Origin of the sequence: Methylicorpusculum oleiharenae (assembly GCF_009828925.2) — a bacterium.
Taxonomy (GTDB): domain Bacteria; phylum Pseudomonadota; class Gammaproteobacteria; order Methylococcales; family Methylomonadaceae; genus Methylicorpusculum; species Methylicorpusculum oleiharenae.
In genome coordinates this window covers 2,248,499-2,270,207 of record NZ_WUTY02000001.1, presented here as the reverse complement: position 1 = coordinate 2,270,207, position 21,709 = coordinate 2,248,499, and the positions used below count along the sequence as shown (strand labels likewise).

The 21,709-nt window shown below is 44.8% G+C and carries 19 protein-coding genes and 3 tRNA genes; 2 read left to right on the top strand and 20 right to left on the bottom strand.

The genetic code is table 11. The annotated features are described in order from the left end of the window. Positions 1 to 29: 29 nt before the first annotated feature. The 11 genes from GO003_RS10450 to GO003_RS10400 form a co-directional block, all read right to left on the bottom strand. On the bottom strand, positions 30 to 326 hold the full coding sequence (locus GO003_RS10450; protein ID WP_159654038.1) for a nucleotidyltransferase domain-containing protein: 297 nt from the start codon (positions 324 to 326) through the stop codon (positions 30 to 32). A 20-nt stretch (positions 327 to 346) separates the two neighbouring features. Further along, positions 347 to 502, bottom strand: coding sequence for a hypothetical protein (locus GO003_RS10445; RefSeq protein WP_159654041.1), 156 nt, complete (start codon positions 500 to 502; stop codon positions 347 to 349). Positions 503 to 782: 280 nt separating this feature from the next. Further along, entirely contained in the window at positions 783 to 1,154 is a 372-nt protein-coding gene (locus GO003_RS10440) for a hypothetical protein (protein ID WP_159654044.1), read from the bottom strand. 146 nt (positions 1,155 to 1,300) lie between these two features. Further along, positions 1,301 to 2,119 carry an ABC transporter permease gene (locus GO003_RS10435; protein ID WP_159654046.1) on the bottom strand — a complete coding sequence of 273 codons (819 nt, stop codon included), beginning with the start codon at positions 2,117 to 2,119 and terminating at the stop codon, positions 1,301 to 1,303. Positions 2,120 to 2,288: 169 nt separating this feature from the next. Next, a tRNA-Met gene (locus tag GO003_RS10430) sits at positions 2,289 to 2,365 on the bottom strand. Between the two features lie 50 nt (positions 2,366 to 2,415). Next, entirely contained in the window at positions 2,416 to 3,507 is a 1,092-nt protein-coding gene (gene ychF, locus GO003_RS10425; RefSeq protein WP_231088934.1) for a redox-regulated ATPase YchF, read from the bottom strand. Between the two features lie 227 nt (positions 3,508 to 3,734). Further along, positions 3,735 to 4,160, bottom strand: a complete 426-nt coding sequence (locus GO003_RS10420; RefSeq protein WP_159654051.1) for a protein YgfX — start codon at positions 4,158 to 4,160, stop codon at positions 3,735 to 3,737. A gap of 324 nt (positions 4,161 to 4,484) precedes the next feature. Beyond that, positions 4,485 to 5,186, bottom strand: coding sequence for a DNA polymerase III subunit epsilon (dnaQ, locus tag GO003_RS10415; RefSeq protein WP_159654054.1), 702 nt, complete (start codon positions 5,184 to 5,186; stop codon positions 4,485 to 4,487). 10 nt (positions 5,187 to 5,196) lie between these two features. Then, a complete protein-coding gene (locus GO003_RS10410) occupies positions 5,197 to 5,865 on the bottom strand; it encodes an alpha/beta hydrolase (RefSeq protein ID WP_159654057.1) in 669 nt (222 codons plus the stop codon). Positions 5,866 to 6,027: 162 nt separating this feature from the next. After that, entirely contained in the window at positions 6,028 to 6,480 is a 453-nt protein-coding gene (gene rnhA, locus GO003_RS10405) for a ribonuclease HI (RefSeq protein WP_159654059.1), read from the bottom strand. Then, positions 6,473 to 7,186 (bottom strand): class I SAM-dependent methyltransferase, encoded by a 714-nt coding sequence (locus GO003_RS10400; RefSeq protein WP_159654062.1) that lies wholly within the window; start codon positions 7,184 to 7,186, stop codon positions 6,473 to 6,475. The genes rnhA and GO003_RS10400 overlap by 8 nt, the downstream gene beginning before the upstream one ends. Before the next feature lie 179 nt (positions 7,187 to 7,365). Here GO003_RS10400 and GO003_RS10395 point away from each other — a divergent pair, with 179 nt between their 5' ends. After that, the gene (locus GO003_RS10395; RefSeq protein WP_331001635.1) at positions 7,366 to 9,042 is read left to right on the top strand and encodes a LysM peptidoglycan-binding domain-containing protein; all 1,677 of its coding nucleotides are present in this window, start codon (positions 7,366 to 7,368) and stop codon (positions 9,040 to 9,042) included. Between the two features lie 95 nt (positions 9,043 to 9,137). On the opposite strand, the gene GO003_RS10390 is transcribed toward GO003_RS10395, so the two are convergent. The 4 genes from GO003_RS10390 to GO003_RS10375 form a co-directional block, all read right to left on the bottom strand. Next, positions 9,138 to 10,739: an ABC transporter ATP-binding protein gene (locus GO003_RS10390; protein ID WP_159654067.1), complete on the bottom strand. Its 1,602-nt coding sequence runs from the start codon at positions 10,737 to 10,739 to the stop codon at positions 9,138 to 9,140. Next, positions 10,732 to 12,075 carry an ABC transporter permease gene (locus tag GO003_RS10385; protein ID WP_159654069.1) on the bottom strand — a complete coding sequence of 448 codons (1,344 nt, stop codon included), beginning with the start codon at positions 12,073 to 12,075 and terminating at the stop codon, positions 10,732 to 10,734. Before GO003_RS10385 ends, GO003_RS10390 begins: the two co-directional genes overlap by 8 nt. Continuing rightward, on the bottom strand, positions 12,075 to 13,055 hold the full coding sequence (locus GO003_RS10380; protein WP_159654071.1) for an ABC transporter permease: 981 nt from the start codon (positions 13,053 to 13,055) through the stop codon (positions 12,075 to 12,077). Before GO003_RS10380 ends, GO003_RS10385 begins: the two co-directional genes overlap by 1 nt. An 87-nt stretch (positions 13,056 to 13,142) precedes the next feature. Next, positions 13,143 to 15,326, bottom strand: a complete 2,184-nt coding sequence (locus GO003_RS10375; RefSeq protein WP_231088933.1) for an ABC transporter substrate-binding protein — start codon at positions 15,324 to 15,326, stop codon at positions 13,143 to 13,145. A 42-nt stretch (positions 15,327 to 15,368) separates the two neighbouring features. Here GO003_RS10375 and GO003_RS10370 point away from each other — a divergent pair, with 42 nt between their 5' ends. Beyond that, the gene (locus GO003_RS10370) at positions 15,369 to 16,151 is read left to right on the top strand and encodes an enoyl-ACP reductase FabI (protein ID WP_159654073.1); all 783 of its coding nucleotides are present in this window, start codon (positions 15,369 to 15,371) and stop codon (positions 16,149 to 16,151) included. A 118-nt stretch (positions 16,152 to 16,269) separates the two neighbouring features. Here GO003_RS10370 and GO003_RS10365 read toward each other — a convergent pair whose 3' ends face one another. The 5 genes from GO003_RS10365 to lon form a co-directional block, all read right to left on the bottom strand. Next, a complete protein-coding gene (locus GO003_RS10365) occupies positions 16,270 to 18,129 on the bottom strand; it encodes a SurA N-terminal domain-containing protein (protein WP_159654075.1) in 1,860 nt (619 codons plus the stop codon). Between the two features lie 215 nt (positions 18,130 to 18,344). Beyond that, a tRNA-Asp gene (locus GO003_RS10360) sits at positions 18,345 to 18,421 on the bottom strand. 6 nt (positions 18,422 to 18,427) lie between these two features. Then, positions 18,428 to 18,503: transfer RNA gene (locus tag GO003_RS10355), tRNA-Val, on the bottom strand. A gap of 13 nt (positions 18,504 to 18,516) precedes the next feature. After that, on the bottom strand, positions 18,517 to 18,789 hold the full coding sequence (locus GO003_RS10350; RefSeq protein WP_159657108.1) for an HU family DNA-binding protein: 273 nt from the start codon (positions 18,787 to 18,789) through the stop codon (positions 18,517 to 18,519). Positions 18,790 to 19,152: 363 nt separating this feature from the next. Then, positions 19,153 to 21,582 (bottom strand): endopeptidase La, encoded by a 2,430-nt coding sequence (gene lon / locus GO003_RS10345; protein ID WP_159657106.1) that lies wholly within the window; start codon positions 21,580 to 21,582, stop codon positions 19,153 to 19,155. Between the last annotated feature and the right edge of the window lie 127 nt (positions 21,583 to 21,709).

Genomic DNA, 21,709 nt, shown 5'->3' with positions numbered 1-21,709 from the left:
AAGACCATTTATCGACGCTTTAGCTTCACTCACATCTCCAATTGAGTCGACTGAGACTGAGCGATAACTTGGAAAGTTGTTGCTACAGCACCACGGTATTTCGACACGATGTCAACGGATAAGCCAAGTTGTGATCCCAGTTCCATTTTAATCTGTGCTCGCTGTATTAGCGATAGCTCCGTATCGGATTCAATGAGTAGATCTATATCCCCGCCTTTTGCTTGGTCGTTGAGTCTGGATCCAAATAAATATATCGCCGATCCAATTCCAGCCAGACGGGTAACTGTTTGAGCAATAGTTTCTGTTTGTTGTTTTGTCAGTCTCATGTTTTTTATTCTTTCAGACGCTAAATGGCAACAAATCGAGTGGACAGGCCATTGATTTGAATGCTACCGCTGGCCGGGCTAGTCGCTGCAAACGGGGCGTTATAAACTGCTGAAGTTGGTCGCGCGGCTTGATATCCTGTACTGAGGTTTTCTGCTTTGATGTCGATGCCAGTCATGCTTGTTTACCTGTCAACAAATAACCAGCAAGCTTCGGGTATTTTGGAAAAACTTAGTCATTACTCGCGTACTGAGCACCCTGTTCCCGAGCTTCCTTTATCCATTCATCTGTTGATAAAGAAAGCAGCCAACGTTTCATGCTGTTCCTGGCTTATTTGCAGCCAGTCCGTGATGGGTAATATAGCTCGAACGCGTTGTGCTGAATACTCTAAATAACGCCGCATTTGTTTTAAGTGTGTAAGTAGCTTAGCCCGCAAACGTAAATGTTCGGTCACAATCTTACCTCTGGACTTTTGCCAGGATATTAATGGGTTTATCTTTACCGGATTGTTTTACGATGATATCAATAGCCAAATTTAGATTCTCTTCCAGCGCAATTTTGCATTGTAATTGTGACATCAGCTTATATGCCGATTCGTGATTATAAAGATAATTCAGCTCTAACTCTTTTTCCCTAGCCGAGCGCGTCATTTCGGCAGGGATTGCCGAAAACCAGACTCCATGGATAGCTCGAAGCTTACCATTCATGGCACTGAATGCCCGTTTCCAGACGGGCATGACGGACTTGTGGATTTGCTGAAACATCTTGGCAATCAGGTGCCGTTTTGTCGTTTCGATATAGATCCACATCGCCGCCGCGTTTATTAACATCCATGTGATCCAAATAGCCAAACCAACGCATCATCGCAAAAGTTTTTGCTAGTCATTTTACGGATTGTGTCTATTTGTGCTTCAGTTGGTCTCATCTTTTGTGCCCACTTGAGCCATGTTAGCAATTAATCCAATAGGCAAAATCATTAGAGGACATCCGCAAAACCCTTCCTTGTTTTTTGAAACCAGGCAAAACCCAGCCATGCAATAGACAGCGATACAAATAGATAAATAATAAACAAGTGCCAATCCGGCATTTTACCCCATACCAACAAAGAGCGGCCTTGCTCGATGGCGGGGGTCAATGGGTTTAGCAATAAAATTGATTGATATTGGGGCGGCAATGCTGTAATAGGATAAAAAATCGGCGACAGAAACATCAATGTTGTCGTTATCAAACCGATGATTTGGGCAATATCACGCAAGTAAACGCCTAAGGAGGCCAATCCCCAAGACAACCCCATGGTCATCAATAATAAAGGTATTAGAATTATCGGAAAAAGCAGTGCTGTCGGGTGAGGCAACCCAAATAGAATAGTATAAAAAATCAGCCAAACGAACAGACTGACTAAGCCATGAAAAATAGCAGACCCCATACTGACCCAAGGCAAGATCTCTAACGGGAAAACCACTTTTTTGACATAGTTGACGTTTGCAAGTATCAGGCTTGGCGCCCGGTTGATACATTCTGAAAACAAATTAAAAACCATCAAGCCTGCGAATAAAACCAAGGCAAATTCGGTTTTTGACTCACTGCCGCCCGTCCAGCGCGCTTTAAATACAACACTGAATACAAAGGTGTAGACCAACAGCATGAATACTGGATTAAAAAATGACCAAAAGATGCCTAATACCGAACCACGATAGCGCCCTATGACTTCACGTTTTACCAACGCTTTTATCAAGCTACGATTACGCCAGACACTAGCTAACATTTCTTGGGGATAAATGGAAAAATGCTGCATAGGCGTTTAGTTTTGTATACGTTGCAAAAATTATTTAAGCCCAGCTAGATAGTAATAATCCATTTTGGGGATTTTTATTTTAATTCCCTAACTTTGCATTATGAAAATTGAATCACTAGCCAACGTCAATTAGTCTGGAGTAAGTTAGAAAAAATCTAACCTTTATTTATGGTGGCGATGGGTGGGATCGAACCACCGACCTTGGGGTTATGAATCCCACGCTCTAACCGGCTGAGCTACATCGCCTAATGAGGTCTGTAAAAGAGCGGGCATTATAGTGACCCGCTTTTTGTTTGTCAAACGTTGAATCTAAAGTGCACGACGTCGCCGTCTTTGACAATGTAGTCTTTACCTTCCAGGCGCCATTTGCCGGCATCTTTAGCACCTTGCTCGCCTTTATGAGTGACGAAATCGTCATAAGCGATCACTTCCGCGCGAATAAAGCCTTTTTCAAAATCGCTGTGAATTACGCCGGCGGCTTGCGGTGCAGTAGCGCCGACAGGTATGGTCCAGGCTCTGACTTCTTTAACGCCGGCGGTAAAGTAAGTTGACAGGTTAAGCAATTGATACCCTGCCCTGACCACACGATTCAAGCCCGGTTCATCCAAGCCCAGATCCTGAAGAAACTCCTGTTTTTCATCTTCTTCCAATTGGGCAATTTCAGATTCAATGGCCGCGCAGACAGGTACGACGATGGCGCCTTCTTTTTCCGCATGAGCACGGACTTTATCGAGCATCGGATTGTTTTCAAATCCGTCATCCTGAACGTTGGCTATGTACATTGTCGGCTTGATTGTCAACAGACACAGTTCTTTGATCAGTGCTATTTCATCATCACTTAGCCTTAACGCCCTGACCGGCTCGCCTTTGTCCAGTTGCTGATTGACTCTTTCCAGAACTTCCTTTTTTGCCAATTCGTCCTTATTGCCTGACTTTGAAGCTTTCATTACGCGCAGCAAGGCTTTTTCAACCGTCGCCATATCGGCAAGCGCCAATTCTTTGTTGATAACTTCTATATCGGCGACGGGATCGATTTTACCGCTGACATGGATGACATTATCATCGACAAAGCAGCGCACGACATGGGCGATCGCATCTGTTTCGCGGATGTTACCTAAAAACTGGTTACCCAGCCCTTCCCCTTTGGATGCCCCTGCCACTAAACCGGCAATATCGACAAATTCAATCGTGGTGGGCAGTATGCGCTGTGGTTTGACAATTTCGGCCAACTTGTCCATACGACTGTCTGGAACCGGAACAACGCCGACATTAGGATCGATGGTACAAAACGGGTAATTTTCAGCGGCAATTTTTGCCTTGGTCAGTGCGTTAAACAAAGTCGATTTGCCGACATTCGGCAAGCCGACGATTCCACAATATAGGGCCATAGTGCTCTCAGTTTCTGGTTATTCGGTACGGGCAGGCTTCCCGTAAAAACCGGCAATTATACAGTTCTTAATTCTACTTTGTCAGATTTAAGAAACGACTTCATGCCCGCCGGGAGCGGATACCCAGCGACATGGATGGTCAGCTTTTATCCATCCATGAGACCGGAATGACGAGATCCTTTTGAGTATCTGACGATTAGAATTAATCCGGCACAGCAATGGCCTGCCTAACCGAGTCCGCTGACTTTAAGCTGCACAAGTAATTTTCTGAAATCGGCGGTTTTCAGAGCATCGCAAAAAATGGGTACGTAAAGTTTACGACTGACTACCGTGTAATGAAGCACAATGAGCCAGGGTGTTATTACGGTAGACGGGCGAATTTGAATGGCTTCAAAACCGTTTCCGGCATCAATTTGCCAACCGTTTGCATCGCTGAATCTAACGGCCATTTTATTCTTGGGATTGGCTGTTCGTTGCGAATAGATAAAACCGCTAACTACCAAACAAAGGATCAGCATAGCCTTAATCCAGATAGACAATGAAGCCAATAATACGGCAGATAGGGCCAGCAAATGAACTAGGCGGATAAAGCGCAGTTGCCAGTGAGAGGAATTGATTTGAAGATGCAGGGATTGCTGGAAACGTGGATTCATGGTGTTGACAACGATTTTTCGAAATTCAAAAAGAGCCTCTATGGTGATATCGCTAAAAAAACATGAAACTGAAATTTGGCGAATTCAACCCACTAGATAAAGTACTGTTCGCGTTAGGCGTCATCCCGGCAGGGATTGCCGGGATCCAGGACACAAGGATGTATAACAGCCTTTGCCGTCCATGGCTTCTGGAATCAGGCCATAGCCATAACCCAACAGATAAACATTTTGTAAGTTGAATGCTTCGATTGTTGGTTTAGGCTCTCCGAGCTGGCTCTATCTGCCTGACTGTGTAGATACTTTATCTGTTACGAATGCTTGACCCTATTTCCACAAACAATTGCCGCTTGCTTTTTCTATGGCGGCCAACCGGGCCTGATGCTGCTGAAGTTCGTCTTCATTACAGTAGATGATGGCTAACGGTTTGCGGTCCGCTAAAACCCGTTTTACTTGCAGATTTGTTTGCTCTTGCCCGCTGTCCGTGGCTTCTTCCAATAGCGAAGATTGCCCACCGGTCATCAATAAATAAACTTCGGCAAGAATTTCGGCATCCAGCAATGCGCCGTGTAGCTCTCTATGGCTGTTATCTATACCATAACGCTTACACAGAGCATCCAGACTATTGCGCTGTCCGGGATGCTTTTTGCGGGCAAAGGTCAATGTGTCAAATACTTCGCTGTATTGGTTAACGGTGCCTAGAGTCTTATCCAGCAAAGCAAATTCGTGGTTGATAAAACCTACGTCAAAAGGCGCGTTATGGATTATCAATTCAGATTCTTTAATGAACTGGATAAAATCATCTGCAATGTCGGTAAACAACGGCTTATCGGTCAAAAATTCATTGGTGATACCGTGCACTTCAATCGCGCCGCTATCAATCACACGTTGCGGATTGATGTAGACATGAAAATGCCGCCCGGTTAAGCGCCGGTTGACCAATTCAACACAACCGATTTCAATGATGCGATGACCTTCCTGGGGATTTAATCCGGTCGTTTCGGTATCCAGTACGACTTGTCTGCTCATTGAAGCTGCCTCACTGATTGAAACACTGTTTTATGAATTTTTTGATCGCATCAATTTCCTGATAAATCACTTCGTGCTGCATCGCAAATTCCAGCCATTGGATCCGATAACCTAATGCAATCAAACCGTCACGCGCCATTTTGCCCGCCTGAATAGCGACCACAGGATCGGCCGTACCATGAACCATCAAAATCGGCGTGGTTTTGTTTGTTTCAGCTGCTTCGGTTTCAAGCTGGGGAATTGTCGGCAAATAGGTCGATAGCGCAACAATGCCGCCCAGTCTCTGCGGAAAGCGCAGACCTGCATGCAACGCAATGACGCCGCCTTGTGAAAATCCGGCGAGCACTATATTTTCGGAAGGAATACCTTTATTGATTTCCATTTGGATCAGCTCATGGATGGCATCTGACGAGGCGTAAATACCTTGTTCATCAACTTTCCGGATCAGCGTCATTTCCATGATGTCATACCAGGCACGCATGACCATTCCGCCATTGATCGTAACCGGTTGCAGCGGAGCATGAGGAAAAATAAAATGAACACCGGCATCATGGAGGTCCAGTGCGGGTGTTATACCCTCAAAGTCATGCCCATCGGCTCCCAATCCATGAATCCATATAATGGAATAACGATGAACGGATTCCGGCAATTGTTCTACATAGTCTAAAGTGCTTGTCATTGTTGCTTAAAAATTGAGTGTTTTAGTCAAGATCGTAAATAGTGCTGTTATTTAAATTTAACCCGCCGGGAAAGCGCCAATGCCTTTTAGTCAATGCCATCGCAATTAATCGATAGGCCCGCTCCTACACAATACGCTTAAATAAACAGCATCGAGAAATCCTTAACCGGTAACAGTTTGCTTGAGTGATTCAATACCCAGATTAGCGAGCTGATCGGCCCGGTCATTGCCGGGATCACCGGAATGGCCCTTGATCCACTGCCATTCCACCTTATGCTGAATGAGCGCCTGATCTAGCCTGCGCCATAAATCTTCATTTTTGACCGGTTTTTTAGCCGCGGTTTTCCACCCTCTTTTTTTCCAGTTGGGCAGCCACTCGGTAATACCTTGTAGAACGTATTTGGAATCGGTATTCAATACAACCTCACAAGGACGACTCAGTTCTTCCAGCGCCTTAATGGCAGCCATGAGTTCCATACGGTTGTTGGTTGTCAAAGCTTCACCGCCATGCAGCTCCTTTTCCTTACCTTTATAGGCGAGTATAACGCCCCAGCCTCCCGGACCGGGATTGCCTTTACAGGCTCCATCGGTATAAATGATGACTGATTCAGACATTATCTTGTGATCTTTGCGAGGATTCCATGTTACCGGCAATGGCAAAACCTGATTTTTTAACAGTGACCGGAGTAAATGGAATCAGATTGTAGCGCCTTTTAATCGCTCTGATTGCATAGGATGTGGCAAACAAAGAAACAAAGCCGCCGTCCACATCGACAGGCCTGGGCTTATCTTTATCAATAGTCAGATCGGAAATAGCCTTGGCCTCAAAGTTAAGTAAGCGCAACCAATCGAGTACTCGTTTTTTACTGATGAAGTGACCCAAAAAGGAATCCGCCAATCGGATATCCCACATATATTGATAACGCACCCAAAAGCTCCAGGGATTAAAGTTGATAATAACCAAGTGACCTTCCGACTTTAATACCCGCTCTATTTCGCGCATGGTTTGAAAGCGATGAGCATCGAATTCCAGCAGATGCGGCAGCAAAATCAAATCAATACTTTCGCTTTGAATGGGCAAAGCATAGGCTTTTGCCCTTAATTTCTTCGCTTTTGGGCATCCCAGGCCGTTTACATCGAGAATTGTAATATCGTATAAATCGCAATCAATAAACTCCTCTTCCCAGCCCAACCCACCTATCTGCAATATTTTTTGTTTGCAACTCACTGTTATTGAACGCTTAATAAAAGAAGCTTCGACCTCTTGCAAGAGCTTTCCTCTTGGCGTTTGATACCAGCCGAATAAAAATTTACGCTTCATACAGGAATCTCAAAATGCAAAATACGATGAATTTCAAACAAAAGCGGCTATACTATCGTTTTCCTTGGTAAAAAAGTATAAATGATATGATTAAGATTAATTCTAACAGGTCATTGCCGATTTTATCGCTTTTGATTATGACCACTGCGGGATGTACTTCTCACACGGCAAATGACAGTTTGAGTCAAAGTGTAAAACCACCTGTAATCTCTCATGATGACTACTACGCTAAGCCAACAGTCAGACCCAAATACCCTAACCGTAAACTCGCTAAATTAAATTTTAAAAAATCTTCAGCGAGTCATGTTAAAAGTGAAGGCGGAAGCATTTGGGACAGACTGGTTTCGCTCTATGCGCTGCCTGAAGTTGAAAATGAACGCATAGAAAAAGAAATCAACTGGTTTATAAAAAACCCTGAATATTTGGTCAGAGTTCAGCAAAGAGCTGAACCTTATCTGCATTTAATACTTGAAGAAATCGAGTCAAAAAACATACCCGGGGAACTGGCACTTCTACCTATCGTTGAAAGTGCATTCCGTCCAGACGCCAACTCATCGGCTCAGGCATCCGGTTTATGGCAATTTATCCCTGAGACAGGACGCCTCTACGGTTTAAAGCAAAACAGGTGGTATGACGGCAGACGCGATGTGTATGCCTCCACTCAAGCGGCCACCCAGTTTTTAAAAGACCTGGGCGAGAACTTCGAAGGCGATTGGTTGCTGGCACTTGCCTCCTACAACTGGGGCAAGGGTAATGTTCAAAAGTCCATAGACAGGAATATGGCTAATGACCTGCCAACTGACTATTGGTCATTAAGAATGCCCAATGAAACCTTTAATTACGTGCCAAGATTAATCGCAGTCGCTAAAATCTTTGCCAATCCAGAGCTTTACAATATTCCTTTACAGGATATTCCTGACCAGCCTTATTTTGAAGTCGTCAACGTCGATTCGCCGCTGGATCTAAGAAAGGCGGCCGAACTGGCTAACACGTCCATGGAAGAAATAGTCAAGCTCAATCCGGCTTTTAAAAAGAACAGAACCACCTCTAACGGCCCTAACCGCCTGTTAATTCCTGTCAATCAGGCAGATTTGTTCCGTCAGAACCTTGCGCAACTTTCCGTTGATGACAGAGTTTCCAGCTACGATGAACCGGAACAAGAGAAACCTGTAACCGCTAAAATTACTAGAACACAACTCCCGGTCAGTACCCAAAAACCAGAGAAGCATGTTGTAAAACGGGGTGAAAGCTTAAGCGAAATCGCCAATAAATACGGCGTTACCGTCAGTGCTTTACTAAAGGCTAACGGCTTGCGCAAAGCATCTCATATACAATCCGGTAAAACGCTTTCGCTACCAGGCTCAGCTAATGTCAGCCAGACTGCTGCAGCATCCAACCAAAAGCTGATTACTACGATACCGGCTAAACAAGTCATTCATACCGTAACAAAAGGCCAAACTTTCTGGCGCATCAGTCAGGAATTTTCTGTCAGTGCAAATGACTTAGCCAAATGGAATAACTTGAAACCGGGCGCTCATATTAAAGCGGGTCAAAAACTGGTTATAAAAAACCCAGGAAAATCAGAAGCTAACAAGACAACAGCGTCTACTCAGCTTGTAACAAAACTAAGCGCTGCAAAACCATCCTCGTCAAAAGTGAAAATATTGGCGAGTGCGAAATCGGTCTTAAAACCGGTAAACAAACAAGTCCAATATAAAATCAAACCGGGTGATTCGCTGAGCCAGATTTCCAAGAAATTTAATGTACCCGTCTCAGACTTGGTTAAATGGAATCCCAGCAATGCTAAAAACCTCAAAGCAGGAAAAGAGTTAAAAGTCGTCTTGGGCAATACTTGAGCCTGACAAGGCTTAAGAGAAAAAGGCCGGGTTAACAAACCCGGTCGGCAAGCCCTAATACATTATCTATCTGCCCTTCGAAAAGTAATCACACCTTAAATCTGTAATTGAGGAACCGCTTTAAGCAGCGTCTTAGTGTAGGCATGTTCGGGATGCATCAACACCTGTTCTACACAGCCGTATTCCACAATCTTTCCATCCAACATGACGGCAACATCATCGGCAATTTCCGCCACTAAGGCCAAATCATGCGTGATAAACAGATAGCTGATACCTTTTTGCTGTTGCAGCAATTTGAGTAAAGCAATGATTTGAGCCTGCACAGACACATCCAGTGCACTGGTTGGTTCGTCACATACGATCAGTTTGGGCTCTACAGCCAAGGCTCTGGCTATACAAATGCGCTGTCTCTGCCCCCCTGAAAATTCATGCGGATAGCGCTGCGCCGATACTTCCGGCAAATCAACCTGCTTGAGAAGTTCAAAGACGCGGCGCTGTCTTTCAACAGTATCGATTTCCGGACGCAAGGCTTTTATCCCTTCTTCAATGATCTCTCCGACCAGCATCCGTGGATTCATCGATGAAAAAGGATCTTGAAAGACAATCTGGACCTCGGCCCGCTTTTTTCTCAATACTTCTCCGTTCAAGCGATTAATTTCAATACCATCCAGTAAAACCCTGCCGGCGGTTACCGGAATCAAATTGAGCAAGGCTTTGCCCAATGTCGTTTTACCGCAACCCGACTCTCCGACCAGGGCCAGCGTTTTGCCGCGTTGAATATCAAAACTCACATCATCAACCGCTTTGACATGATCAACCACGCGCTTAAAAACACCTTTACGAACCGGATAATAGACCTTGAAGTTTTCGATCTTACACACCACCTCACTGGCGGGCATCTCTGCCCTGATGCTGTGCTCCAGCAAAGGCAATGCAGCCATTAATTTTTGCGTATAAAGATGCGTAGGCCGTTTAAAAAGCAAGCTGCTTTTCCCGGTCTCGACGATCTTTCCCTGTTGCATCACGGCAATACGGTCGGCCCGGTTCGACACCAATGCCAAATCATGACTGATTAACAATAAAGCCATGCCGGTTTGTTTTTGTATCGACTTCAATAAGTCAAGTATCTGCGCTTGAATGGTGACGTCCAAAGCTGTAGTGGGCTCGTCGGCAATCAATAGCTCAGGATTTCCTGCCAAAGCGATGGCAATCATGACCCTTTGGCGCTGACCGCCCGATAGCTGATGCGGGTAATCACCCATGCGCTCGGCGGGATTGGGGAGTTCAACCTTTTTCAGCAATTCAATAACCCTGGATTTGATGGCATTTGCAGGCATTGATTGATGTATTTCCAGCACTTCCTCTATTTGCCGGCCAATAGTCAGAACCGGATTCAAGGATGACATGGGGTCCTGAAAGATCAAGGCAATTCGCCGTCCTCTTACTCGACATAAATCAAACTCAGCCATGGTCATTAGATCAAGGTCGCCGAGCTTAATGGATCTTGCCGTCAATTTTGCGTTACGCGGCAGCAAGCGCAGCACAGACAAAGCAGTAAGCGACTTTCCCGATCCCGATTCGCCCACCAAAGCGAATGTCTCTCCCTGCGCAATCTCGAAGCTGACACCGTCAACGACTTTTTGATCACGGCCAAACACGACACTTAGATTATTGACCTGCAAAACCGGTTTACTCATGTTCAGCTCGCCTTGGATCAAAAGCATCCCTGACCGTATCGGCAAATAAATTTGCAGCCAGTACCAAAGTAAACATAAACAGGAAAGCGGCCGCGAGAGACCACCACACGGCGGGCTCGCGGGCCATCTCAAGCCGGGCACCGTTAATCATATTGCCCCAACTGTACGTGGTGGGATCGACACCGATATTGATATAGGACAAAACCGCTTCAGCCAGCACCAAAGAACTGAAATCAAGCACTACGGAAATGATGATGATGTGCATGACATTAGGCAGGATATGCTTGTATAAAATCATCCCCTGCTTAACACCCAAAGCTCTGGCAGCTTGCACATATTCCATCTCACGCAGTTTTAAGGTTTCGGCGCGCAGCATTCGGCACAAACCCGTCCAACTGGTCACCCCCAAAATCAGACAAAGAAACAGCAAACGCATATCCGCTCTAACGATCAAACTGGTAAAGTCATCGGGGTGATTGGCCATATAAACCTGTACCATCAGAATGGACGCCGCTATCAGCAAAACGCCCGGAACGGAATTGAGCGTCGTATAGATATACTGGATGACATCATCCAGCCAGCCATGAAAAAAACCGGCCAATATGCCAAAAACTATCGCCAAAGGCAGCATGACCAAGGTAGTCAGTGTTCCTATCACCAGTCCGGTCCGGATACTTTTGACCGCTTGATAAAACACATCTTCCCCGACTTTATCGGTGCCTAAAATATGATAATGAGCCGATAACTCAATGGCCGTAAAAACCAGCGAGATCAAAACCACCACAACAGCAATGACTGTCTTCCCTGTTGATTGCTTTAGCCAGGCATCTTCCCGCTTACGCACGAGCAACCACAACAGACTCAAAGGCAGTAAAGAAAACACAAGCCCTTCAGCTAAACCTGTTAACGTTTTAATCAAAACATCATCCGCTAATTCACTGTCAGGATCGGCCAGATGCGCGGCCCCATGTTTGAGACGCGGATAACCCCAAACCTGCTTTCCCTCATCTGCGGCCATTAATTCTTTACCGTACAAATACGCGGAGAATGGAGCGGAATAGGTTTTTTCTGAATTTTGACGAATCGGTGAAGCCCAATAATCCAATAAACTGATGATTTCATTGGAACGCTCCTCGTCGGTTCTAAAATGTATCGAGTCCAGCAAGCCTATGCAGACAAACAGCAACAATACAGTCAGCGACACCATACCGGTTTTGCTTCGGCCAACTTTCCGGATAGGCCGCTGCATGGTCGCCCTTCCTCGCACATAAAACCAAAAGCCTGAACCGGAAATCAGCAGCAAATAGATTAACGCATCAGTCCACAGCACTACCATTATGACAACCTGACGCGAGGATCAACTAAGGTATAGGAAATATCGGTCAACAGCAGACCGAAAATGTAGAGCACCGAACCCAGAAAAACCATGGATCTTACGATGGCAAAATCCTGACTGCTGATTGCATCGATAGTGTAACTGCCCAGCCCTGGAATACTGAAAAACGATTCCATGATCAAACTGCCCATAAACAACAAGGGCAACACAACCACCACACCGGTTAAGATGGGAATCATCGCATTTTTGACGACATGCCTGAACAAGGTTTGCGTTTCGCTGAGGCCTTTGGCTCTGGCCGTCCGGACATAGTCTTTTTCGACTTCTTCTAAAAACAAGGTCCTGTACCACCTTGCACCGGAGCCTATCCCCGATACGACGCCGATCAGAACCGGCAGCACAACAAATTTAATCGCATTGAAGCCACCGTCATACCCGGAAATTGGTACCAGCCTGAGGAGTTTTCCGAATAAGAATTGCCCACCGATAATATAAAAAAGCGAAGAAATGGACATCAGTATCACGCACAATACGACACCGCTGAATTCCAGATACGAGTTTCTGAAAAGCACCATCATCAGCGCAACCGTGATATTGACTAACAATCCTAAAACCAAAGAAGGTAAAGCAACAGCCAGACTGGGCCACATGCGCTGTTTGATGTCCGCGCCAATATTACGCTTATCACTGTCTGAAATACCGAAATCGAACCAGAATAATCCCACCGATTTTTGATAAAAAACAGTTTGAGTTACCGCCTCAAGCCCCTGCCCCGCCTCATTCCATAACAGCGGCAAATCGTAACCTCTTTGTTTTTTCCAGTTATCGACGGCTTGCACTGTCACATGCTTTTGACCTAATTGCATTCTCGCCATGTCGTCAGGACTGTTGACAACAAAAAACAACACAAAGGTCAGGATATTGACGCCAATCAGTAAAGGCAAGGCGTATAACAAACGTCTGATAATATAATGAATCACAAGTGCACCTCACTAGCAGTGACTGATAGGCTTCGATTGCTACCTGTCACGAAAACCCGGTTGTCAGAGGCATAAAGTCTGTATTCTCTAGTCATTTAAAACCAATCTTATTTTTTTGCGATAAGCGATAACAGCGGGAACGATCAATCCGATCAGCAACAACAAAAATAAACCCAGCGGCCAAAAGATCGGTGCGTTCCATTGTTGCCGGCTTTCCTTGCGCTTTACTGGATCAATCTTGTGATATTTGAGGCGATTGTTGGCCATCAGATTCGGCTTAACGTTGGTGTACCAGCCGTGATGCAAAACATAATCTTCCGGATAAAGCCCGAAAAGCCAGGGCGCATCGTGTCTTATCATATTCTGCAACTGTTGAATCAATTTATAGCGCTGCTCATTATTGTTGAGGTTTCGCATTTGCCTGAACAAACGATCGAATTTGGGATTTTGATAGTTACCGGCATTTTCGCCACCATACGCGACTTTCGCATTGGGACCGTATAACAGGAAAAAGAAATTTTCAGGATCCGGATAATCTGCGTTCCATCCCCACATAAAAATCTGGGCATTACCTGCCCGCATTTTTTGCTGGAAACGGTTATAGTCTGTCCCACGAATAACGAGCTTAATACCCAGTTTTTTTAATTGTTTGCGAAACCAATTCATCCTGGGCCTTTCTTCAATGCTGGCCGCCGGTGTATCAAGATACAAAATCAGCGATTGACCGGTTTTTCTGTCGACACCGCCAGGATAACCGGCTTCTTTCATCAGTTTTTGGGCATATTGAATGTCTTTTCTCTTGGGTTGACCATCCACCCAGTCGTAGACATAAGGATTCACGCCCTCTTTTCCTTCTGCATACCCGAAGATGCCCGGCGGCAAGGCGCCGTGAGCAGGAATGCCTCTGCCGTTCATGAAAATGGATATAAATTCCTCGTAATCAATAGCGATAGAGATCGCTTGACGCAGTTTACGGGATTTTTCTCCATTCTTTCCCAGGGTAGCATCCAGCATATTGAACCCGATATAAAAGATGGAGCTGGACACCGCTTTTTGAAGGTGGATGCCTTTATTTTGCATGTCTGCAGTCAGATTCGGGTCGCCAGTACCTGAAAACTGCACAACCTGATCAAAACTGTCCGAGGATATACCGGACACATCATAATAACCTTGTAAAAACTTACTCCACGTCGGAATCGTTTCCTTTTCCAGCGTAAACACCACTTTTTCGATAAAAGGCAGTTTCTTGCCAGCATCCGTCAACAACCCGTTTAGCCTATCCTCTTCCTCGCCCTGATCAGGAAAGTAGTCATCGTGAAAATTGGGATTTTTGACCATCACCATTCGACGATTCGGATTATTTTCTTGCAGTTGAAACGGACCCGTGCCGATGGGATACCAATCCAATGTAATATTTCTTTCGGTCAGGCGAGGGTTGTCGTAAAAAACATCCGCTTCCCATGGCATTGGCGCAAAGAAAGGCATGGCCAACCAATAAATAAACTGCGGATACTTTCCTTTGATTCGGATTCGATAGGTATATCGAGACTCGGCAACCACGCCTTCAAGAGGCAATGTGCGTATCTCATTTAACGTTTTTCCGGCAGATTGTTCATAAAACGAGGCAAATCCGCTGATATAATTTTTCATCAATTCGCTGATAGGCGATTGAATTTTTGCAGTAGCCATCCTTTTGATTTGATAAACATAGTCTTCCGCCGTCAACTCGCGCGTACCTGTTTGTTCAAAATCATTAAGTGTGTTGATTCCGTCTAACTGCAAATCGGTCAGATGATGATAAAGATAGGCACCTGAATCTGATTTGGCTAAAGCCGGATGGGGTTGATACAAGATACCCGGTTTTATCTGTATCACATAGTCGGTGTAATGAATCAACCCCTCATCGGCATTAGCGGGCAGCTGATGCCCATTACTATCCAGAAACTGAATAGCAGGCATTCGCTCAGCGGTAAGTGGCTCTAATTCATAGGGCCTTTTCAAATAATGGTACTGGAACGGCGGCTCATAAATATTGCCGATGAAAACATATTCATTGGCACTGTAAGAAACCGCAGGATCAAGGTGTTTTGGCCGTTCAGTAAAAGACGAATACAAGACCGCCTGATTGTCTTCAGCTTTGCTGTAGGGATTGTTCAGCTGGGATAAATCGCATCCCGCCAAATTTAAAAAGAGTGTCAATAACACTAAAAAAAGAACACGCTGCTCAGCTAGTTTCATTGACAAATTACTGGACATCAAATTGAGGCTCATAGATACTTTCGTTATTGTAACAACAAACCAACAGGAGATAACATGGGTTTTATGCAGGGCAAACGCGTTTTGATCGTCGGATTAGCCAGTAATCGATCAATCGCATGGGGCATCGCACAAGCGATGCATAGACAAGGTGCAGAACTCGCATTCACCTTCCAAAACGACAAGCTCCAGGAAAGAGTTGTCAAGATGGCAGAGGAATGCGGCTCAAAGATCACGATAGAATGCGATGTCAGCAATGACGATCACATCACTGGCGTTTTTACAGAACTGGCAAAACACTGGGATGGCTTGGACGGCATCGTTCATTCAGTGGCTTATGCGCCTCGTGACGCGCTGGATGGGGATTATGTCAATGCGACAACCCGGGGAAACTTCCAAATTGCACACGACATCAGTTCCTACAGCTTTACCGCTCTAGCCAAGGCAGGAAGAAGCATGATGGCCGGTCGTAACGGTGCATTGTTAACGCTGACCTATCTGGGTGCAGAAAGAGCCATTCCTAATTACAATGTGATGGGCGTTGCTAAAGCGAGTCTTGAAGCCAATGTCCGCTATATGGCCGTGGCGCTTGGGGCTGAAGGCATCCGGGTTAACGCTATATCGGCAGGTCCTATTCGGACACTGGCCGCCTCAGGTATCAATAATTTTAAAGCGATGCTCAGTAAAGCCGCAGACACCTCCCCCTTAAAGAAAAATGTCACGATAGAAGAAGTCGGTAACGCGGCTGCGTTTTTATGCTCTGATCTGGCATCAGGCATTACCGGGGAAATCACCTATGTAGATGCCGGTTACAATATTGCCGGTCTGGCTGCGTCCTGATCTGACAAAACCAAGCTTTTTATTGGTTTCACCTCACAAAAAAAGGGAGCATTGGCTCCCTTTTTTATCCGCTATTGAAAATAGCCTGAAGACAAGCCTCTAAAAATAATCAATGCAATTATTTTTTGAGAACCGTAATGTCTGCGTTTTGCTCAAGGTTATTTAACAAATCATTAAAGTAAGCCTGTCCAAAAACATTCGCCAGATTTTTAGAGGCAAGTTCCGCTTGTTTTTTATCTTCTTCAGACATTTCGCCCGGCTTGACCTGTTGCAAGCTGACGATAACCTGATCCCCTGATTCCATAGGCACCGTAAAAATCACCGGTTTTCCAGAAACAGGCTTAGCCGACTTGAATATCGCCTGACTTAACTGGAAAGGTATTTCCATGTTCAGCCGAGTGAGTCCTTTATGCGTTTTAACCGGTAAATTTTCAGCCTTGGCAAGCGCTTCAACACTCTCACCACCTTGCAAACGGCTCGTTAATAAAGCAGCCCGCTCAACGGTTTGTTGCTTGGCTTTATCCATCAGTATCGCCTGAATGATATCTTGCCTGACTTCATCAATTTTTCGTGTTGTTGCCGGCTCATGCTTCAGCAGACGCAAGACCACCAGACGCTCACCTTCCAATTCGACCGGTTCACTGTTGTTTCCTTTGAGGACTTCTTCAGAAAATGCCGCATTGCGAATTTTTATCTCGGAGGCAATGCCTTGACCATTGTCTCTGGTAAATAAATCTGTCGTTTTAGTTTTTATTCCCAGTGAATCAGAGGCAGCATTCAAGTTATCTGCATTTTCGTAGCTCAACTCTGTTAATCTTTCACCCAGCTCGTAGAAACGCGTTTCAGCTTCTTTCTTTTGGTAGGTTTTCGTGAGTTCATCTTTAACGCTTTCGAAAGGCTTACTCTCACCTTTGACTAACTCGGTTACCGTAATCAAGTGATAACCAAAAGATGATTTAACCGGTCCGGAAACCTCATTCAATTTAAGTGAAAGAGCCGCGTCTTCAAAGGCTTTTTCCATAACGCCAGCTTCAAATAGCCCCAGATCCCCTCCATTTTTGGCGGTCAACGTATCGTCAGAGATTGATTTAGCCAGTTCAGAAAAGGCTTGATTGGCTAATTGCTGCTGAGCGTCTTTTGCTTTTTGAAGCGCCGCAGCATCATCGGTTTTATCGTTGACTGCAAATAAAATATGACTGATCTTTCTACGTTCTTTAGTGGTGTAGAAATCTTTTTGTTCTTCATAAAAAGCTTTCAGCTGTTGATCTGTCGCCACAACTTCATTTGCCAATGCGTCAAGCGACAACTCCAAATATTCGACGGAGACTTGCTCGGGCTTTTGATAGGCATCCATGTGTTGTTGGAAATAAGCTTCTATTGCTTCGTTACTGGGTTGCTCGGTAATTTGTTTCAGGGCAACGGTTACGTATTCAACATCTCTTTGCTGATTTTGTATTTTGAAGAAACTATCCAAATCATGTTGAGTTGCAAAACTATTCTCCACGACTGCACGCTGGAACTGCTCCATTGTCAGTGCATTTTTAATTCGGCTTATAAATTCCGAAGAACTCATTCCCTGCGAATTAAGCAATGCCTGATACTGTTTTTTGTCAAACTTTCCATCTGTCTGAAAATAGTCCAATGAGGTAATAAAGCTTCTTGCCGTCTCATCGCTGATCACCAGATTCAAAGAATTAACATGCTGCAAAAGCACCTCATCCTTGATTAATTTTTGCAGCGCCTGGCTTTTCAATGACTCTTCATCGAAGTCAGTATTTTTCAGACTTTGACTGTATTGCTCATAAGCTCTGGTCAGATCCTTCTGGAAAAAGTCTTTACTGCCAACCGATGCAACCGGAGTCTCTTTACCTACATCCAGATAGTTTTGAATACCCCATAATGCAAATGGCACAGTTATTAAAATTAGAATCACCCAAGCAAATACTCCCTGGGCTTTCTCTCTTATCTTTGTCAGCATATGCGCGGTCCTTAAACAAAAATCACGTTATCAATCAGACGAGTTTTCGAGTGGTTTACAAAATTAACTTGTGTTGATTTTTCAACCCAAGCACAAAGGTCATAAAGTCTGATATTTTAGGCTTGACCCTTTGTCAACAGTCTATGAAATGGTAACAACACTTTAAATCAAGCAAAAAAAAAACCCCGAACCTTATGGTCCGGGGTTTTTTAAATTGGCGGAGCGGACGGGGCTCGAACCCGCGACCCCCGGCGTGACAGGCCGGTATTCTAACCAACTGAACTACCGCTCCTAAGTCTGGTGGGTGCTGAGGGGTTCGAACCCCCGACCCTCGCCTTGTAAGGGCGATGCTCTCCCAGCTGAGCTAAGCACCCGACTAAAGAAGGCCTAGTTTACAGCATCTTTTAATGATTTGCCAGCTTTAAATGTTGGAATTTTTGCTGCTTTGATTGTGATTTCATCGCCGGTTTGAGGATTACGACCTTTACGCTCTGCTCTTTCTTTTACGGAAAAAGTACCGAAACCAACCAATGCCAAGGAATCACCTTCACTTAAAGCAGTTGTAACCGCACTCAAAAACCCATCTAATGCTCTACCTGCATCTGCTTTAGTCAGACCGGATTTATCAGCAATAGCGTCAATTAGTTCAGATTTATTCATTATTCCCCCTTAGGAAATTACTTAGGTAAATTATTAGTCCGCAAAGCGTTTCTATACTTAATGAGCAACATTGTCAGCTGCGTAGTAAGGTTGACATTTATATCAACACCCCTTGCAAAGTGTCAAGCTATTCAACCTCTCAGGCCTTAATTTATCTGGATTTCTACAAAAAATCGCGACTTCTTAAATTAAAAAGTCCGCTTGCTTTCTGATCAATATTTAACGTTTAAGTTAAGTATTTGCGATATATTGTCTCTTTCTTATGTTTTCGCCGGCTGATTTCACCCGGCAAAAATGAGTTGGCGCACCCAGTAAATCAAACACGTTTTTAAGGGCATCCCTGCCATCAAAAACTTATAAAAATCAATGCGCCGTAAGGTTTTGCTTCTTGGTTTGACTCGCATTTTCTGTTTTTTTAGCTTCGACAGCTTCTTTTTTTTCAGGCGCAACGGGCAAATATTGCAAAGCAGCCGCCAAAACTTCATCTATCCAATGGACCGGTCTAATGTCCAAATTTTGTTTTATATTAGCTGGAATTTCCGCCAAATCCTTTTCGTTTTCTGCGGGAATCAATACCGTAGTAATACCTCCGCGGTGGGCAGCCAACAGCTTTTCTTTAAGTCCGCCAATCGGCAGCACTTCGCCACGCAACGTTATTTCACCTGTCATGGCAACATTGGCCTTGACCGGAATTTTTGTCAGTGCCGAAATAATGGCAGTACACATGCCAATACCTGCGCTGGGTCCGTCTTTAGGTGTCGCGCCCTCAGGGACATGAACATGAATATCATTTTTCTGAAATACATCGTTATCAATATTCAGAATTTCCGAGCGGCTACGCACAACCGTCATTGCAGCCTCGATGGACTCCTTCATGACGTCACCGAGCTTTCCGGTTGCAATCTGTTTTCCTTTACCCGGAATGACGGCTGTTTCAATGGTCAATAGCTCACCGCCCACTTCAGTCCAGGCCAATCCAGTTACTTGGCCAATTTGATCCTGTTCTTCGGCAAGGCCGTAGTTAAAGCGCTTAACCCCCAAATACTTTTCAAGATTCTTGGACGTTACCGTTACCTTTGTTGCTTTGGACTTCAGCAAAAGGCTTTTCACTACTTTTCTGCAAATTTTGGATATCTCTCGCTCAAGACTTCTAACGCCGGCTTCTCTTGTGTAATAGCGGATGATATCGACAATTACCGGTTCGGTAATATTGATTTCATTTGCTTTTAAGCCATTGTTTTTAACCTGTTTGGGAATCAGATATCGCATGGCAATGTTGGTTTTCTCGTCTTCGGTATATCCGGGTAACCGAATGACCTCCATCCTGTCCAGCAATGCCGGCGGTATATTCATCGTATTTGCTGTCGCAACAAACATCACATCCGACAAATCAAAGTCCACTTCCAGATAATGATCGGCAAAAGTGTGATTTTGTTCAGGATCCAGCACCTCCAATAAAGCAGACGCAGGATCGCCACGAAAATCGGCCGCCATCTTGTCGATCTCGTCCAACAAGAACATGGGATTGCGTGTTTTGGCTTTGGACAGATTTTGTAGGATTTTGCCTGGCATCGAACCGATATAGGTACGCCTATGCCCGCGAATCTCGGCTTCATCTCTAACACCACCCAGCGCCATACGGACATATTTGCGATTCGTTGCCCGGGCAATCGACTCTCCCAGCGAAGTTTTACCCACGCCCGGAGGTCCTACCAAACAAAGAATAGGGCCTTTTAACTGCCTAACCCGCTGTTGAACAGCCAAATATTCCAGAATTCGCTCTTTTACTTTATCCAGGCCATAGTGTTCTTCTTCCAAAACCTCTTCCGCCACCTTTAAATCATGACGGACTTTGGTTCTTTTCTTCCAGGGAACATTGACCATCCAATCAATATAATTTCTGACTACCGTCGCTTCCGCAGACATGGGAGACATTAGCTTTAACTTGTTTAATTCAGTATTGGCCTTGTCTCTGGCTTCTTTAGGCATGCCGGATGCCTTGATTTTCCTTTCCAGCTCTTCAATTTCATTAGGAACATCATCCATTTCGCCCAATTCTTTTTGAATGGCCTTCATCTGCTCATTAAGATAATACTCCCTCTGATTTTTTTCCATTTGCTGCTTTACACGGCCGCGAATACTCTTCTCCAACTCCAGGAGATCAACCTCGCCTTCCATGAGCGTCATTAAATTTTCCATTCGCTTTTCAATGTCGGCAAGTTCCAGCAAGGCCTGCTTTTCCTGAACCTTTAGACTCATATGTGCCGCAACGGTATCGGCAAAACGACTGGGATCATCAATGCCTGCCAGAGAATTAAGCACCTCCGGAGGAATTTTATTATTCAATTTCACATATTGATCAAAGGAACTCATAACCGTCCGCTGCAATACTTCCTGGGCTTGCTCGGACAAATTAATCTGATCTTTGATTTCAGTAACTTCAGCGGCGATAAAATCCTCTGTAAGGAAGTATTTTAAAACGGTGCTGCGTTGATTTCCCTCAACAAGCACCTTAACGGTTCCATCGGGCAACTTAAGTAATTGAAGGATATTTGCCAACGTCCCTATCTGATACAAATCAGTAAAATCCGGATCATCAACTTCCGCTTCTTTTTGCGCGACCAGCAAGATTTGCTTGTTATCTTTCATGGCTGCATCAAGTGCATCGATTGACTTTGCCCGCCCAACGAATAATGGAATCACCATATGAGGGTAAACCACAACATCTCTTAAAGGCAGCACTGGCACGGTCAATATCGTTTTTTCAATATCGGTCATAGCTTGAGTTTCCATTGTTGGAACCTATCAATTCATTGTTTGAAGTTAGAATATAGGGACGTGATCACAAATAGCAAGCTTCGCATGATAATAAATACCGAAACTGGCAAGGAACACGCACAAAAAAGGGGCTGCAAAGCCC

Bases quoted from the DNA above. Each gene is read 5' to 3' on its own strand.
- GO003_RS10450 (WP_159654038.1), bottom strand. From the start codon at position 326: ATGAGACTGACAAAACAACAAACAGAAACTATTGCTCAAACAGTTACC.
- GO003_RS10445 (WP_159654041.1), bottom strand. From the start codon at position 502: ATGACTGGCATCGACATCAAAGCAGAAAACCTCAGTACAGGATATCAA.
- GO003_RS10440 (WP_159654044.1), bottom strand. From the start codon at position 1,154: ATGTTAATAAACGCGGCGGCGATGTGGATCTATATCGAAACGACAAAA.
- GO003_RS10435 (WP_159654046.1), bottom strand. From the start codon at position 2,119: ATGCAGCATTTTTCCATTTATCCCCAAGAAATGTTAGCTAGTGTCTGG.
- ychF (WP_231088934.1), bottom strand. From the start codon at position 3,507: ATGGCCCTATATTGTGGAATCGTCGGCTTGCCGAATGTCGGCAAATCG.
- GO003_RS10420 (WP_159654051.1), bottom strand. From the start codon at position 4,160: ATGAATCCACGTTTCCAGCAATCCCTGCATCTTCAAATCAATTCCTCT.
- dnaQ (WP_159654054.1), bottom strand. From the start codon at position 5,186: ATGAGCAGACAAGTCGTACTGGATACCGAAACGACCGGATTAAATCCC.
- GO003_RS10410 (WP_159654057.1), bottom strand. From the start codon at position 5,865: ATGACAAGCACTTTAGACTATGTAGAACAATTGCCGGAATCCGTTCAT.
- rnhA (WP_159654059.1), bottom strand. From the start codon at position 6,480: ATGTCTGAATCAGTCATCATTTATACCGATGGAGCCTGTAAAGGCAAT.
- GO003_RS10400 (WP_159654062.1), bottom strand. From the start codon at position 7,186: ATGAAGCGTAAATTTTTATTCGGCTGGTATCAAACGCCAAGAGGAAAG.
- GO003_RS10390 (WP_159654067.1), bottom strand. From the start codon at position 10,739: ATGAGTAAACCGGTTTTGCAGGTCAATAATCTAAGTGTCGTGTTTGGC.
- GO003_RS10385 (WP_159654069.1), bottom strand. From the start codon at position 12,075: ATGGTAGTGCTGTGGACTGATGCGTTAATCTATTTGCTGCTGATTTCC.
- GO003_RS10375 (WP_231088933.1), bottom strand. From the start codon at position 15,326: ATGAGCCTCAATTTGATGTCCAGTAATTTGTCAATGAAACTAGCTGAG.
- GO003_RS10370 (WP_159654073.1), top strand. From the start codon at position 15,369: ATGGGTTTTATGCAGGGCAAACGCGTTTTGATCGTCGGATTAGCCAGT.
- GO003_RS10365 (WP_159654075.1), bottom strand. From the start codon at position 18,129: ATGCTGACAAAGATAAGAGAGAAAGCCCAGGGAGTATTTGCTTGGGTG.
- GO003_RS10350 (WP_159657108.1), bottom strand. From the start codon at position 18,789: ATGAATAAATCTGAACTAATTGACGCTATTGCTGATAAATCCGGTCTG.
- lon (WP_159657106.1), bottom strand. From the start codon at position 21,582: ATGGAAACTCAAGCTATGACCGATATTGAAAAAACGATATTGACCGTG.